Source organism: Flavobacteriales bacterium, assembly GCA_021739695.1.
GTDB lineage: Bacteria > Bacteroidota > Bacteroidia > UBA10329 > UBA10329 > UBA10329.
Window position 1 is genome coordinate 30039 of sequence record JAIPBM010000021.1, and the last position, 16767, is coordinate 46805.

Here is a 16767-nt window from a genome sequence, read left to right on the forward strand (position 1 = left end):
CATGAGAAATTTTCTTTTCCTATTTGCCGCGCTCGTACTTGGCACGGTTCAATTTGCGCAAGCGCAGCAGCTCAAATCCTTTACTCACGACAACGAAAAGTACATCACCGAATTGCAAGAGTTCTTTGCAATGGGCGATCCAAAAGCAGCCAAAAAGCTGATTGAGGAAACCTTTCTTCCTGTTTGGAATAGCGGTCATTACAGTCCGCAGCAGAAGGAGCGGGTTTACAAGATTTCGGATCTGATGTTGAAGGAGAAAAAAAAGGCGGTCGATTTTGAAAACTACCTTTTTGCACTCATGAGTTTTGCAAAGAGTATGAAGCCAGCTTCCGACTTTGATGCATTTCATGACGGTTTGGAAAAAACCATCACGCAACTTTCAAGAAAGCAGTTTACCGAGTATTTGGAAGTGTGTAAAAGCCTCTTTACTGATTACATTCTGTACGATTCTCAGGCCGTGAAATGGGTGGCCAAATTTGATGCTTACAAGATTCAATTCGATTCTTTGCCCAAGATTGTTTTTGGGAAATTGGACCTGAAAGCATATTCCAAGCGCGATAGTTCAATCATCTACGGAACGCAAGGAGTCTATTATCCAACACTTACCAAATGGGTGGGCAAAGGCGGAAAAATAGATTGGAGCCGTGCTGGATTCGACCCCGCAAAAACCTACGCTGATATTGGGAATTATACCGTTGATGCAACCAAATCAACCTATTCAATAGACTCAGTTACGTTCTATCATCCCGACTATCTTGATAGACCACACATTGGTGTTCTCACCGAAAAAATTCTGGCCGATGTGGACGAAGAATCGGCTTCTTATCCTCGATTCGATTCTTACGACAAGCGTATCCTTATCAAAGACATGTATAAGGATATCGATTACTCGGGAGGGTTTTCGCAGCACGGAATCAAGTTCATTGGTTCTGGAGATGCGGATCAAGATGCCACGCTGATATTCAAAAAGATGAATCACCTCACGAAGAAGAATGAAAATTTCATTGCTGCTCGATCTAAATCGTTTGTGATCCGTCCTGATAAAGTGCTTTCCAAAAAGGCGGAAGTGTCTTTCTATTACGAAGGCGATTCCATTTATCATCCTGGAATTCGGGTGGATTACAATGTGGAAAAACACGAAGTGGTCTTTGCAAAAGACAAGGAAGGTTCGGGCAGAAGTCCGTTTTACGATACCTACCATAAGGTTGATATGCACGTGGATGCCATTACTTGGAATATGAGTGCCGATTGGATGACGCTTCAAAATACCACTGGTGGAGCAGAAAGTAGCGCCATGTTTGAGTCTGATGATTATTACGATGAATACCGCTACGACCGAATCAGAGGAACTGCGGATATTCATCCACTTTGGAAAATCCGGAACTATGCGAAGGAATTGGGCATGGAGGAGCTGACAGTAGAACAGGTAGCGCGTCTGTTTAAGTCAGATATCAGTGAAACAAAGGTTTTTCTCATCAATCTGTCAAACTCAGGTTTCATGACATACAACTACGAGAAAGACCTTGTAATGCTCAAGCCTCGTCTGCATCACTATGTCTTGGCCCGTTCGAAAAAGACAGATTACGACATTCTTCAATTCGAGTCTATTGTAGATGGTTTGCCAAATGCCAAACTGAATCTATTGAACTGGGATATGGACATGAATGGAGTTGGTCGCATTTTCCTTTCCGATTCGCAGGATGTGATCGTCTTTCCATACGAGCAGGAATTGACACTGAAAAAGAATCGGGATTTCCTTTTCAACGGAAAAGTAGTTGGTGGTAGATTGGACTTCTTTGGAAGCGATTTTTACTTCAGCTATGACGATTTCAAAATCACCATGAACCAAGTGGATTCATTGCGATTGAAGGTTCCGGATGGCACGCCTGATGACAGCGGAAGGCAACCTTTGCGAGCGGTTAAAACGGTACTTCGCGATCTGAAAGGAGAACTCTTGGTGGATAGGCCCGATAACAAATCAGGACTCAAAGATCATCCTCGGTATCCCGTGTTCAATAGTACGGACGATTCGTTCGTGTATTATGACAAGCGTTCAATTCAAGATGGTGCTTATAAGAAAGAGGAGTTTTACATGCACCTTAAGCCATTCAGTATAGACAGTTTGGAGAATTTTACCAAAGAAGGTTTGGCCTTTGATGGGAATTTTGTGTCAGCCGGTATTTTTCCGGATTTCGAGGAAACGTTAAGACTTCAACCAGACTTTTCTCTTGGTTTTGTGCGAGAAACTCCGCCAGAAGGTTTAGATACTTATGGTGGAAAAGGAAAATACAAAGCCACTATCAAGCTAAGTCATGAGGGTTTGAGAGGAGATGGAAATCTGGAATATTTGACATCCATTTCCAAGTCAGATGATTTCCTTTTCTATCCAGATTCTGTAAACGGAGTTGCTCAAGATTTTGTGATAAACAAGCAAAAGAGCCCAACGCCATATCCGCCAGTTACGGGTGTTGATAGTCGCGTGCATTGGGAGCCGAAACTAGACCACTTCTATGCCTATAAGCTTCAAAACCCCTTCGATATGTATGAGGGCGAAGTGACACATCATGGCGGCCTCGACCTTTCTCCAAAAGGTCTTGATGGTTTCGGGAATCTCGATTTTGCTGATAGCTACATGCGGTCGAACAGATTCAATTTCAAATACAGGGATTTCCATGCGGATACTGCGGATTTCAAATTGAAAGGCGCTTCAGAAAACTCATACGCTTTCAAAACAAGCAACGTGAGAATGGACATCAGTTTGGATGACCGACAAGGAAAGTTCAAGTCGAACACGGGAGGCGATTTTGTTGATTTTCCAGTGAATCAATACATCTGCTACATTGATGAGTTCAAGTGGAACATTGATCAGAAGAATATTGATGTAGTGTCTGATGGCGAAGGCTCACGCTACGTATCCACCAACCCGAAGCAGGATTCGCTTGAGTTCCGCTCTCCGTTAGCAAAATTCAATCTTGATAATTTCATCATTTCCGCCAAAAAAGTGGACCACATTGATGTGGCCGATGCAATCATTTATCCTGATAGTGGAAACGTGACCATCCGTGAACAGGCTGCGATGGATCCGTTGGGAAATTCGCGGATTGTGGCCAACCGAATCACCAAGTTTCATACATTCTATGAGTCTACTGTAAATGTGCTGGGCAAATGGAAGTACAACGCTAAAGGCAAGTACGATTATGAAGATGTAACGGGTAAAAAACAATTGATTGAATTTGCCAAGATCGGTATCGACTCGGCTGGGCAGACTTTTGGTGAGGGAATCATTGCTGAAGAAGCAGCCTTTACGCTCAGTCCAAATTTCGATTACAAGGGCAAGGCAAAATTGTTTGCCAGTCAGGAGTTTCTCACCTACGATGGTAGTACGCGAATCAAACATGATTGTCCTGGTATTACCCGCGACTGGTTAGCGTTTGATGCAGATATCGATCCGAAAAACATCTATATTCCGATACCTGCTGAGCCGAAAGATGCCAATGGAATGCCGATGTCTTCAGGTGTTGTTATCAGTAAAGATTCTACAACGGTTTATCCAACGTTCCTTTCCAAGAAGATCAAACCGAATGATATTGATATTGTGGCAGCAGAAGGCTATCTCCATTTCGATAACGAGAGTCAAGAATACCGGATTTCTAACAAGGAAAAATTGCAAGGTGCCGTTGTTGGTGGCAATTACTTGAGTTTAAGCAACGAGTGTATTGCCAGAGGTCAAGGAAAATTGAACATGGGAATGGATTTCGGGCAAGTTGAATTGACTCCGCTCGGAACGGTTGAGCACAACATGAATAATGATTCAACCAAATTCAATCTATTCCTTGGTATCGACTTTTTCTTTAATGATGAGTCGCTGAGGATCATGGCCGAGAAGATCAGTAATCACTTCCCTCCATTGGATGCTGTGTTCTATGGAACGGAATATGAAAAAGCCTTGATCGAGTTGGTTGGAAAAGACGAAACAACCAAGCTCATCCAAGAGCTCAATCTTTATGGAACTTTCAAAAAGCTACCGAAGGAGCTTGAAAAAACCATGTTCCTTACAGATGTGGAACTTGTTTGGAACCCAACTACTGGATCGTATCGCTATAAAGGATTCATCGGTATTTCCAGTGTTGGAAAATTCCAGGTCAATAAGATGGTTTACGGATTGGTTGAGCTCACCAAAAAGCGTAATGGCGATGAACTTTCGGTTTATTTTGAGCCGAGTGATGACAGTTGGTTTTTCTTCAACTATAAACGAGGAATGCTTGGTGCATTCTCTTCGAACGATGATTTCAACGCACAGATTCGTGATACGAAAGACGATAAGCGCACACAGAAAGGGGAGAAGGGAAAGCCAAATATTACCTACGTCCTATCAACAGCGATCCAAAGAAGAAATTTTGTGCGTTCGTTTGAAGAATGATCTGCTTATATTTGCAGCCCCAAAAAACGGGATGGCTATGTAGCTCAACTGGATAGAGCACCTCACTACGGATGAGGAGGTTTGGGGTTCGAATCCCTACATGGTCACAATAAGAAAAGGAGGCAATTGCCTCCTTTTTTTATTGTTGACCGCAACGTGTCACTTTATTTACATTTGCAGTCAAACGCATTAACCTTGTTTAAAAACAGATTCAGAAGCTTACTGGTGATAACGGCCAGTTTAACCTTGGTCACTTCCTGTAGTAAGAAGTTGATGTCGGTATTGGTGGAAAATCCCAATGGCAACGTTGAACTCATTTATGCGGGTACTGAGTCTCCAGATAATTTAGTCAAGGAAATCAGATTTTATCCTAGTGGAGATACCCTGTCGGTTACACCTATGAAAAAGGGTTCGGTTCATGGTGTCGTTGAGTTCTACTATCCCAACAATACGCTCAAAGAGCAAACTTCATTTGTTGATGGCAAGCAGAATGGAGCATTCAAAAGGTATGGAACAGATGGCACCCTTGTTTTTGAAGGACAATTGACAAATGGTCAAAAAGACGGTGTTTGGACAACTTGGTTTGATGAGGTCCAGATGTCGGAGCAAGGCGCTTATTCCAATGGTGAGCGCCAAGGAAAGTGGACCTATTGGTTTTTGGACGGCAATATGAAGCGTGAGGAGGTCTACGAACTTGGCAAGCTCATTGAAGAGAAGAATTTCAACTAACCCCAAATTACGATGAGAATCCTGCTTTTAATCCTTTTTGTGCTTCCACATTTGGCCATAGGTCAAGAAACTGTTAAAGATTATTACGAATCCAAACGTTTGAAATCGGTTGCAACAACCAAAGATGGAGTTTTGAACGGGATCTATACCGAATGGTACGAGAACGGTAGCAAGAAATCTGAAGGATTATATAAAGAAGGGAAGAAACAAGGGAAGTGGCAAGAGTGGTACCAGAACGGAAAACTTTGGTCATTGTCCTATTTTGAAAATGACATACCGAACGGTCGCTACGAAGATTACGACATGAACGGTGCGAAGGTGGAAGAGGGAAATATGCTCAACGGGGTGCCAAACGGACCATTTTTCACATGGTACAATGATGGAAAACCAAGGAGTGAAGGCAGTTTGAAAGACGGTACGAAGGTGGGAGTTTGGACCACCTATTACGAAGATGGAGCCGTAAAAGACAAAGGAGAGTATAAAATGAATACCCGAGTAGGAACGTGGGAAGAGTGGCATCCCAACGGTAAATTAAGTTCAAGAGGAGTTTATTTTGCGGGAATTCCTCATGGAATGTGGACATATTGGTTTGATAGTGGAAGAAAGTCTAAGGAAGGCGAGTATTTTGAAGGCAGTTTGAAAGGAGTTTGGATTGAATGGCATGATAACGGCCAAATGAAAAGCAAAGGCAACTACAAGGGTGAGCAAAAAGTTGGTAAATGGCAATATTGGTCACCTTTTGGCGAGTTGGAAAAGGAGGAATCTCACCCTGTGCCGGATCAATAACGTTAGAACAGTATTGGGATTTAAAAAAGCTGCGTAATTTTCCATTTCTTTAAAGCTTGCAAACCAACTTAAGCTAGAGATTTGTGAAACGACTTCTACTCTTATTCTCAACCATATTTTTTCTTGGATTCCAAAATGCTTCAGCAACACATATTGTTGGTGGTGAGCTCGTGTACAATTACCTTGGAAATAGCCAATATGCCGTAACACTTGTGATTTACCGCGACTGTCTAAGTGGTACTGCGGATTTTGATGATCCTGCTGCTGTCGGTATTTTCAATTCGAGTGGAACGCTACTTCAGAATCTGAATTTCAACCTTGATTCGGTTGTTTCTATACAATCATCAATCAACTCGAGCTGTGTAACAGCCCCTAGTAATGTTTGTACAGAAGCGGGTTATTACACCGAGATTGTCACTTTACCGCCAATAGCTGGAGGTTACACTATTTCGTATCAACGTTGCTGCAGAAATGCAGTTGTTCAGAATATTCAAAACCCCGGTGATGTGGGTGCTACATATGTAGCTACCATTCCAGGAACTGAGTCAAGTCCTGCAAATAGTAGCCCATTCTGGAATAATCTTCCCCCGTTGTACGTCTGTGTGAATTTGCCGTGGCAGTTCAATCATTCTGCGTTTGATGCCGATGGTGATGTGTTGGTTTACTCCTTGTGCAACCCTTACGAAGGCGCAACGGCCAATGCTCCTCAACCAGATCCGCCAGCCGCACCACCTTACACACCTATAACTTGGGCTGCGCCTTATAGTTTAACTGATATGATGGGCGGAACTGTTCCATTAACCATTGATCCAGTAACAGGCGAGCTAAATGCCACTCCCACCAGCGTTGGTACTTATGTTATTGGTATGTGTGTGCAAGAATATCGTAACGGTGTTTTACTAGGAGAAACCAGACGAGGAATTCAAGTTAATGTGGTGAATTGTCAAGCACCCGTTGCTTTTCCAGATGATGTCAACGAAATCTCACCGACCTCATTCATTAATTGTACTGAATTTGTAGAGTTCAATGCCTTTAATTCTGCAGGATTCAGTGTGTGGTGGGATTTTGGAGATCCAACTACGACAAGTGACCAGTCCACAATCCAAAATCCTACTTGGACTTACCCAGGGCCGGGGGTTTACGACCTAACACTCGTTGTCTACAATCCGATCAACCCTAACGACCCACTTTGTACTGATACTGTGGTTCAGCAGGTTACGGTTCAAGACACGGTTATTCCTGATGCAGGACCAGATCAATCAACATGCCCTGGTATTCCTGTCCAAATTGGAACACCGGCAGTACCAGGATGGACCTATCAGTGGACGCCTGCTACAGGCTTGGATAATGCAAATATTGCTCAGCCAACTGCGAGCATTACCCAACAAATAGTTTATACTTTGACCGCGACAGATGCGGTTGGCTGTTCGGGAAGTGATGCCGTCACCATCGGTCTTCTTTCAAACCCTGGCGCTAATGCAGGGGCCGATGTACAGATCTGTTCCGGGGATTCGGTTCAGCTGAATGCCACTGGAGGTGTTGATTATTTGTGGTTCCCGTTCACTTTCATCGATGACAACACAATCGCGAACCCGTTCGTGTTCCCACCTACATCTACCGAATATATTGTCGGAGTGACCAGTAGTGATGGTTGCGTTGGGGTGGATACGGTTTTGGTTGAAGTATTGAGTGCTCAACTGCAAGTTTCCAGTAATGTGGATATCTGTTTCGGAGATTCCACGCAACTTTCTGCTAGTGGGGCAGTCACTTATTTGTGGAGTCCTAATCAGGATATCAGTGATGTGAACAGTTCTTCACCATTTGTTTCTCCAACGGTAACCACTATTTACACGGTTGATGCTATTACTGGCAATGGATGTGAAGTTTCTGGGGCTGTAGAAGTAACGGTTAATGCTTTGCCGAACGTCAATGCTGGCTTAGATGTATCGATTTGCGATGGTGAATCTACGTTGCTCGGAGCAATCGGAGCTAATTCATACACTTGGAGTCCTTCTGCTTCTTTGGATAATCCAAATAGCCAAGGACCGCTTGCTTCGCCAGTATCAACTACAACATATGTGGTCGAAGGCACAAGTTCTTTAGGCTGTACAGACCTAGACACAGTCGTAGTGACGGTCAACGCATTGCCACTTGTCAATGCGGGAGTGGATCAGACCCTCTGTCTTGGACAGTCAGTACAATTGACAGTCACAGGAGCAGATACCTATCAGTGGACACCATCAACTGGACTTAGTGACTCCAACATTCCGAACCCGACCGCTCAACCAACGCAGGCGACCACCTATGTTGTGGAAGGTACAGATGTGAACGGCTGCACAGGCACCGATACGGTTCTGGTCGATGTGTTCACCGTAAGTGCCACGGCCGATACGACCATCTGCATCGGAGATCAGGCACAACTTGGAGCATTTGGCGGCACCAGCTGGAGTTGGACACCGACCACGGGACTATCCGATCCGAGCGCACAGTTTCCAACAGCTGATCCAACAACAACTACAACCTATACGGTAATAGCGGATGACGGCACAGGCTGTCTGGCCAGCGATGATGTCACAGTAACGGTCAGTCCGCTTCCGACCGTATTTGCAGGCTTCGACCAAGGCGTATGTGCAGGCAATCAGGCACAGTTGAACGCCACAGGCGGAGTAGGCTACGTATGGACACCGGCCGCAGGACTTAGCAACCCGAACATCTCGAACCCTGTTGTCACCTTCAGTACAGACACCATCACCTATCAAGTGACCGTCACGGATAATATCGGATGCTCCAATACCGATGCGGTGACCGTCTGGCAAGAGCCACTACCAGAGGCATTGGCAGGTCCCGACACCACCATCTGCGTGGGCGGAAGTGTTGAACTGTTCGCCACAGGCGGACAGACCTACATCTGGAGCCCTACCTCAGGATTGAACAACCCGACATCACAGAACCCCACGGCCACTCCGCTCACCACGACCACCTACACGGTCACGGTAGGTCAGCAGAGCGGAAACATCGTTTTCAACGGAGATTTCTCACAGGGCAATGTGGGCTTCGGAAGCGACTACACCTATTATAGTGGCGGACCGAATATGGGTGAAGGGCTGTATGCCGTTGAGACAGATGCGAATGCGGTTCACAACGCTTTCCAAGGCACAGGTCACACCGGCAACGCCCCACAGGACAGTTTCATGGTGGTGAACGGAGCAGGCATACCGAACCAGAATGTCTGGTGTCAGACCGTATCGGTGAGCCCTAACACGGACTATTATTTTGGAGCATGGGTAAGCACAATGGTTGCCAGCAGCCCAGCCATCCTTCAGTTCTCGATCAACGGACAGGTACTCGGCTCACCGTTCAGCGCCCCGTTCAACACGAACAACTGGGTACAGTTCTTCCAGACATGGAACTCAGGCAATGCCACCACAGCCACCATCTGCGTGGTGAACCAGAACACCAACACGGGCGGAAACGACTTCGGATTGGACGACATCACGTTCAGCACGTTCTGCACGAACACGGCCGAAGTGACCGTTACAGTGAACCCACTTCCACAGGCAGATGCAGGAGCCGATCAGGCCATCTGTATCGGAGAGACGACCCAGTTGGAAGGATCTGGAGGAAGCACCTATGAGTGGGTTCCACCGATAGGGATCAGCGATCCGACCGACCCGAACACGGACGCATCACCGATCACCACCACCAATTACACGCTCATCGTAAGAGACAACATCGGTTGCGAGGCCACCGATCAGATGACGCTGACGGTGAACCCATTGCCACAGGCCAATGCAGGTCCCGACCATGCGATATGCATCGGAGAGAGCGTAGTACTACAAGGCTCTGGCGGCACGGTCTATCAATGGTTCCCGACCACGTATCTGGACGATCCGACCGCACAACTGCCGATCTCCACAGCAGAGGCGACCACGACCTACACGCTAACGGTGATAGACAATAACGCGTGTGTGAACACGGATCAGACCACAGTGACGGTAAATCCGCTACCGATAGTGGATGCAGGACAGGACAGCATGATCTGCGCCAATGCCACCATCGTGCTACAGGCAAGCGGAGCAAACACATATCTGTGGAGTCCACTTGTGGGTCTGAGCGATCCTCAAAGTGCGAGTCCATCAGCATCACCGACCAACGGAACGACCTATTACGTGACCGGAACGGATGTGAACGGTTGTTCGAATATGGATTCGGTTTCAATCATGATTTTCGGTGTTGCTGCCAATTCGGGCGACTACGTGATCTGTCTGAATGATAGTGTTCAAGCAACGGTTCTTGGCGGGTCAAGTTATGTTTGGACACCAACTTTAGGTGTAAGTGATTCAACCTCCAATGCGCCATATCTTAGCCCCGAAACGAGTACGAACTACATCATTTCGGTTACAAGTGCATTTGGATGTTTGGCTGAAACCGAAGTCAATGTTCAGGTTCTAAGCTTACCCATTGCAGGGTTCACTGCTGCGTTTGAACCAAGCTGTGATGGGATTTTCGCAAGTTTCAACAACACATCTGAAAACACACAAACCTATTCTTGGAATTTTGGTGACGGCACGTTTTCCTCCTCAATGGAACCAACTCACATTTATGCAGTTGGATCTGGAAATGTGGTGACCTTGGTGGCTTACAATAATGATAGTCTGTGCGTGGATTCAATGACCATTGATTATTCCGGTCAATGGTTTGGGAATGATAGCGTGACCATTGATTATTCAAATGTCTTCACCCCAAATTTTGATGGGATAAACGATTGTTTCAAACCCGATTTTGACGGTCGGTTCAGCGAATGTTACGAACTGAAGGTTTATAATCGATGGGGCGAGCTCTTGTTTGAATCAGTTGCTGGGCAGAATCACTGTTGGGACGGAAGGACCAAAGGTGGCAATATGGTACCCGAAGGAACGTATTACTACATATCCGTCATTCATGGCATGGATCATGCGGGATACGTGACGGTCATTTATCAATGAGACAATTACCCGTTTTTCTTTTTCTCCTTTTCCCGTTCTCAGTATTCGCTCAAAGCTCGGACACAGCCAAGTTTGTACTTGGGAAAGTTGAATACGCCCAGCATTCGGAGTTTGTAAAAATCCCACAAGCCTACGCCAATAAGGAAGGAATGTATCTGCGGAAAGAAGCCTTGGACGCATTCATTCTGATGCGAAAGAAAGCGCAGACTGATGGCGTGAATCTGACCATCATTTCTGCTTGTAGGAACTTTAATCATCAGAAAAGTATTTGGGAAGCCAAGTGGAATGGCAGCCGTAAAGTAGGAGGGAAGGATCTGAGCCAATCAATTCCTAATGCTGCGGAACGCGCCAAGGAAATCCTAAAATACAGTTCTATGCCAGGTACTTCGCGCCATCATTGGGGAACAGACATTGATGTCAATTCCTTGAGTTCAGCTTATTTTGAATCGGGAAAAGGGAAGAAGGAATATGAATGGCTGCGTGATAATGCGCTGGAATTTGGATTCTGTCAGGTTTATTCGGAGAAAGGAAACGAGCGGAAACACGGCTACGAGGAGGAAAAATGGCACTGGAGTTATGTGCCGTTATCTTCCCGATACTTGGCTTACTACAAACGAAATATCAAGCAAACGGACATACAAGGGTTTGATGGGGCAGATGCGCTTCCGTTCAGCGAGATCCGAAAATATGTATTAGGTATTTCTACCGATTGCAAATAAAAAAGGTCGTCTCATTTGAGACGGCCTTTTCTACTGCTGAATGATATTCTTAGTTCTTCATGAATTTTTGAACACCCATTACAGAACCTTGAGATTGAAATTCCAAGATGTAAGCTCCGAATGCGATGTCAGAAACTGTAAGGTCCAATCGCTGATTTCTGCTAGTTGGAATCACTCGGATAGATTGTCCCATTGCATTGCGGATCACGATCATATCAACCAAATCGTTGGCAGTGCCGAGATTGATTGCCAAATGGTCTGTTGCAGGATTTGGGAAGATTGAAATACCATGCTCTGAAAGGAAATCTGAGCTGATTGAAGCTGGATTTGTAGCGATGGCGTTATTCACAGCACTCACCATTCCAGCAAGGTTTTGATTCCAAACATCGGCAGTGATTTCTCTGTCTGCAGGACGAATTACACTGATTGTTGGAAATCCATCTGGCCAATAAACACTTCCAGAAAGCGAAAGTGGAGCTGACTCATCCACAATTGGATAATTGGCATCAGTAACCCAATCGCCTTGCGTGTTGCTGCCAGTTCCATTCAGGTCTGCAGTATTCGTACTAGCATCGGCTTCGTAGAAGATGACACGAATCTGATTGGTTCCAGTTGGCCCCATTTGCGTGTTCAGGTCATTCAGGTAATTAGCATTGTGAACACTCCAGCAGGTACCGCACCAAGTTGCAGATGCATCTAGCACAACCACATAGCCTTGATCCAAAATCCCGTATAGATGATGTGTTTGACCGTCAATGTCGGTCACTGTGAAATCAGGAGCAGTTCCCATTTGGGCGTAGCTTCCAGATGACACAATAATTGAAGAAATTAGAAGTAATAGTTTTTTCATCGTGTTTTTTTAAGGTTGATAACTCCGTAAATCTAACGAACAGATCAGAATAGGTTCTCGAAAGTCAAATCATATTTTTGCCAAGTGTCGGTAGACGTACAATAAACCGACAGTACTTTACCTGATTTATCTTGATGCAAGAGACCATTCTGATACTCGATTTCGGTTCGCAATACACCCAGCTCATAGCGCGTAGAGTTCGCGAGTTGAACGTTTACTGCGAAATTTATCCCTTCAATAAAATCCCAGCTATCACGAGCGATATAAAAGGAGTGATTCTTTCTGGAAGCCCATCTTCCGTAAGAGACGAAGGTGCACCAGCGCCTGATCTTAGTGGAATACGAGGAAAACTTCCACTTCTTGGCGTTTGCTACGGAGCACAATATTTGGCTCAGGCCGACGGAGGAAGTGTAGAGGCTTCTAATTCGCGAGAGTATGGCAGGTCGAACCTTTCGTTTTCTGATGGTGCAAACGCGTTGATGAAAGGTGTTCCTGAAACATCGCAAGTGTGGATGTCGCACGGAGATACCATCAAAAAACTGCCGAATGGAGCGAAACTGATCGGAAGTACCAAAGATGTGGAAGTGGCTGCTTTCTGTTTTTCGGGAGAAGAAACCTACGGTATTCAATTCCATCCAGAAGTGACGCATTCCATTGATGGACTCACTTTGCTTCGGAATTTTGTAGTTGGTATTTGCGGCTGCGATCAATCTCACACCGCAGATTCTTTCATTGATAGCACTGTTGCTCAGCTGAAATCACAATTGGGTGATGACAAAGTGGTTCTTGGTCTTTCGGGCGGAGTGGACAGTAGCGTGGCTGCCATGCTGCTTGATAAAGCAATTGGCAAGAATCTGTACTGCATTTTTGTAGACAATGGTCTTCTTCGTAAAAACGAGTTTGAAACAGTTCTTCAAACCTATCAAGGTTTGGGATTGAATGTAAAAGGAGTGGATGCCAAATCCGAATTTTTGGATGAATTGGCTGGTGTTTTTGATCCTGAGACCAAACGAAAGATCATTGGTCGTGTGTTCATCGAAGTATTCGATCAGGAAGCAAAGCGAATTCAAGATGTGAAATGGTTGGCTCAGGGAACGATCTACCCCGATGTGATTGAATCGATTTCGGTGAATGGACCTTCAGCAACCATCAAGTCACATCATAATGTTGGTGGTTTGCCTGATTTTATGAAGCTCAAAGTGGTGGAGCCTTTGAACACGCTTTTCAAAGACGAAGTGCGCGAAGTGGGTAAACATCTCGGCTTGCCAGAGCGCTTGTTGGGCAGACATCCATTTCCAGGTCCAGGTCTGGCCATTCGTATTTTGGGAGATATCACTCCTGAGAAGATCAGAATTCTTCAAGAAGTCGATCATATTTTCATTTCGTCTCTGCTGGAAGCAGATCTGTACGATGATGTGTGGCAGGCTGGCGCTATCTTCTTACCCGTCAATTCTGTTGGAGTTATGGGAGACGAGCGAACCTATGAGAACGCGGTCTGTCTGCGAGCGGTGTCATCAAGAGATGGCATGACCGCAGATTGGTGTCATTTGCCTTATGAGTTCCTTGCCAAGGTTTCGAATGAAATAATTAACAAGGTCAGGGGCATCAATCGGGTGGTTTATGACATATCTTCAAAACCTCCTGCAACAATAGAATGGGAATAATGCTTGTTTAGCATTGGATATGCGATCTGTTTTATTCATACTTCTTGCCTTTTTGCTGAATCTATATAATGGATTTGCGCAGGATGTTGCAGTTCAATTAAGCGATAGTATCGCCAAAATTGAAGGCAATGTTTACATCATTCATGTGGTGCAACCCAAGCAAACGTTATTCTCCATTGCAAAAGCTTACGAAGTAAAACTAAGCCGCATTGCATTCGATAACCCGGGTGTTCTGGACGGGTTGAAGCTTGATCAGCCGTTAAGAATTCTTAAAAGTGCGATGGGCGAAACGCAGCCAACCGAGTCCACCAAAGAGACGCTGGAATTGGACGGCCACTATGTGCTTTATACCGTGCCAAAGCAGCAAACGTTGTATGCAATTTCCAAAGAGTACAACACAACGGTTAGCGCTATAATTGATGCGAATCCAGAGCTTTCGGAAGGATTGAAAGTTGGCTCCACCATTCGGATTCCAACCCCCAAGATTTTTGGAGATGGAAATAAAGAAGGAGAGAGGAAGGATGTGAAAATGGAGATGGTCGGATTGCCGGACATCGTGAAGCGTAAAGAGTTCGTTACGCAAGCGGAAACGAGTTCAGGCAAAGCTTATACCATTGCTTTGATGTTGCCTTTGTATCTGGATATGAATGATACAATCGAAGCGAAGCGAATTCAGGAACAGCCAGAAGAGATCTACGAAAAATCAGAAATCGCTCTTCAATTCTATGAAGGATTTCTAATGGCCATGGATTCTTTGAATGCCATTGGTTATAATGTGAAGCTTAAGGTCATTGATACAGAAAACCGTGCTTGGAAAGTAAAGCGGATAGCAGAAACGGGCGGATTGAAAAATGTTGACCTTATAATTGGCCCTTTCTATTCGAAGGTTTTTTCTGAAGCGGCTGCTTACGCCAATCAGAGCTGTGTGCCAATTGTTTCTCCCACAATTAAGGGCTCAAACATCATTCTTAATTCTCCAAACGTATTCAAAATGATTGCTGCGGATGATGCGATGATAGGAGAAATGGGTCGCTACCTCGGTGCATCAGATTCAACCAACAATATGATTTTGCATTATGGTGCTGCCGATGAGCTTGCAATGGTTGAAAGGTTTAGAAGTGGTCTGAAAGCAAGAGGAGGGAAACCGGTTTCCTTCAGATCCTACAACATTTATACCTCTGGATCGGATTCCATCCGAAATCATCTATCGCATGCCAAGCGAAACAACATCGTGGTGTTGAGTAACAATCAGGTAAAATTGGCTAGTCTTATCAAGAAGATTTCATCGTGGGCAGAAGACGATTACATAGTGGCTTACGCTCCGAACACGTGGCAAACCTTCAAAAATCTCGAGATCGATTATTTCGATAAGCTGAGATTGCATATGCCGGTTCCGTTTCATGTCAATTACGAAAGGCTGGACGTGGAATACTTCGTTCTGAATTTTAGAGAAAAGTTCAATGCCGAGCCAAGTTCATTTGCTTTCAGAGGCTACGATCTTGCCATGCATTTTATCCGGAATTTGGATGGGATAAAATCGCAAGGTGTGGATTACATGCAGCAGGTGCGCGAAACGGGATTACAATCGTCATTTTCGTGGTCAAAAGTTCCAGATGGTGGATTCGAGAATTCCCATGCAATTATGGTTGACTACACTGACCTCGAACTAAAAATTGCCACAGATTGAGTTTGAACAAGGAAGAAATTGCCAGTTGGTTCCAGGGCTTGCAACAGCACATTTGCACGGAGCTTGAGAAAGAAGATGGCAAAGCCAAGTTTGAGGAAGATATTTGGACAAGACCAGGTGGAGGAGGAGGCCGAACTCGCGTTATCCAACACGGAAATGTTTTCGAAAAAGGTGGCGTGAATTTTTCGGCAGTTCATGGCGAACTTGGTGAAAATATCGTTCGGGCTTTGGGTGTAAAATCCAACGTCTTTTTTGCAACAGGCGTTTCAATCGTCATTCACCCCATCAATCCCTTTGTTCCGATCATTCACATGAATGTTCGCTATTTCGAGTTGGGCGATGGTACCTATTGGTTTGGTGGAGGAATTGACCTTACACCTCATTACATCTTTGACGACAACGCTCAATATTTTCACACGGCATTGAAGCAAACCTGTGACCGATTTGATTCAGCGTATCACCCAAAATTTAAAAATTGGGCTGACGATTATTTTTTCATTCCTCACCGAAAAGAAACACGTGGAGTTGGCGGCATTTTCTTCGATCGCCTGATGGAAAACGATTCGAAATCGAAAACTGATATCTGGAATTTTGTGCAAGCAGTTGGAGAAACTTTCGCGCCCACTTACCGCCACATCGTTTCTGCCAATAAGGCCAAAACGTTCACTGAATCCAACATGAAATGGCGCAATGTGCGGAGAGGTCGCTACGTGGAGTTCAATTTGGTGTACGATAAGGGAACGAAATTCGGTTTGGAGACCGATGGAAGGATCGAATCGATATTGATGAGTCTGCCTGAAAATGCATCTTGGATATATAATTTTCAAACCGAAGCAGGCAGTTTGGAGGAACGAACTCAGAGCCTTTTGGTCAAAGGGCTAGATTGGATTCAATCTTAAGAATTTTCAGTTCATTTTTGGCTATTTT

9 protein-coding genes and 1 tRNA gene are annotated in these 16767 nt (G+C 45.0%); 9 read left to right on the forward strand and 1 reads right to left on the reverse strand.

The genetic code is table 11. The annotated features are described in order from the left end of the window. Position 1: 1 nt before the first annotated feature. From K9J17_13105 to K9J17_13130, 6 genes are all read left to right on the forward strand, one after another. A complete protein-coding gene (locus K9J17_13105) occupies positions 2 to 4420 on the forward strand; it encodes a hypothetical protein (GenBank protein MCF8277665.1) in 4419 nt (1472 codons plus the stop codon). A gap of 33 nt (positions 4421 to 4453) precedes the next feature. Next, a tRNA-Arg gene (locus K9J17_13110) sits at positions 4454 to 4527 on the forward strand. 88 nt (positions 4528 to 4615) lie between these two features. Further along, the gene (locus K9J17_13115) at positions 4616 to 5149 is read left to right on the forward strand and encodes a hypothetical protein (GenBank protein ID MCF8277666.1); all 534 of its coding nucleotides are present in this window, start codon (positions 4616 to 4618) and stop codon (positions 5147 to 5149) included. Positions 5150 to 5161: 12 nt separating this feature from the next. Continuing rightward, entirely contained in the window at positions 5162 to 5935 is a 774-nt protein-coding gene (locus K9J17_13120; GenBank protein ID MCF8277667.1) for a toxin-antitoxin system YwqK family antitoxin, read from the forward strand. An 83-nt stretch (positions 5936 to 6018) separates the two neighbouring features. Beyond that, complete coding sequence (locus tag K9J17_13125) at positions 6019 to 10920, forward strand: gliding motility-associated C-terminal domain-containing protein (protein MCF8277668.1); 4902 nt, start codon at positions 6019 to 6021, stop codon at positions 10918 to 10920. Continuing rightward, complete coding sequence (locus tag K9J17_13130) at positions 10917 to 11639, forward strand: M15 family metallopeptidase (GenBank protein MCF8277669.1); 723 nt, start codon at positions 10917 to 10919, stop codon at positions 11637 to 11639. The genes K9J17_13125 and K9J17_13130 overlap by 4 nt, the downstream gene beginning before the upstream one ends. Before the next feature lie 49 nt (positions 11640 to 11688). Here the strand turns inward: K9J17_13130 and K9J17_13135 are convergent, their stop codons facing one another. Beyond that, positions 11689 to 12489, reverse strand: coding sequence for a T9SS type A sorting domain-containing protein (locus K9J17_13135; protein ID MCF8277670.1), 801 nt, complete (start codon positions 12487 to 12489; stop codon positions 11689 to 11691). A gap of 134 nt (positions 12490 to 12623) precedes the next feature. Here K9J17_13135 and guaA point away from each other — a divergent pair, with 134 nt between their 5' ends. Genes guaA through hemF form a run of 3 tightly spaced genes read left to right on the forward strand, consistent with a single transcriptional unit; the run spans position 12624 to position 16739 of the window. Further along, entirely contained in the window at positions 12624 to 14153 is a 1530-nt protein-coding gene (gene guaA / locus K9J17_13140; GenBank protein MCF8277671.1) for a glutamine-hydrolyzing GMP synthase, read from the forward strand. A 19-nt stretch (positions 14154 to 14172) separates the two neighbouring features. Next, positions 14173 to 15840 carry an ABC transporter substrate-binding protein gene (locus K9J17_13145; GenBank protein MCF8277672.1) on the forward strand — a complete coding sequence of 556 codons (1668 nt, stop codon included), beginning with the start codon at positions 14173 to 14175 and terminating at the stop codon, positions 15838 to 15840. Positions 15841 to 15842: 2 nt separating this feature from the next. Next, positions 15843 to 16739 (forward strand): oxygen-dependent coproporphyrinogen oxidase, encoded by an 897-nt coding sequence (hemF, locus tag K9J17_13150; GenBank protein ID MCF8277673.1) that lies wholly within the window; start codon positions 15843 to 15845, stop codon positions 16737 to 16739. Positions 16740 to 16767: the final 28 nt, after the last annotated feature.

Bases quoted from the DNA above. Each gene is read 5' to 3' on its own strand.
- K9J17_13105 (MCF8277665.1), top strand. From the start codon at position 2: ATGAGAAATTTTCTTTTCCTATTTGCCGCGCTCGTACTTGGCACGGTT.
- K9J17_13120 (MCF8277667.1), top strand. From the start codon at position 5,162: ATGAGAATCCTGCTTTTAATCCTTTTTGTGCTTCCACATTTGGCCATA.
- K9J17_13130 (MCF8277669.1), top strand. From the start codon at position 10,917: ATGAGACAATTACCCGTTTTTCTTTTTCTCCTTTTCCCGTTCTCAGTA.
- K9J17_13135 (MCF8277670.1), bottom strand. From the start codon at position 12,489: ATGAAAAAACTATTACTTCTAATTTCTTCAATTATTGTGTCATCTGGA.
- guaA (MCF8277671.1), top strand. From the start codon at position 12,624: ATGCAAGAGACCATTCTGATACTCGATTTCGGTTCGCAATACACCCAG.
- K9J17_13145 (MCF8277672.1), top strand. From the start codon at position 14,173: ATGCGATCTGTTTTATTCATACTTCTTGCCTTTTTGCTGAATCTATAT.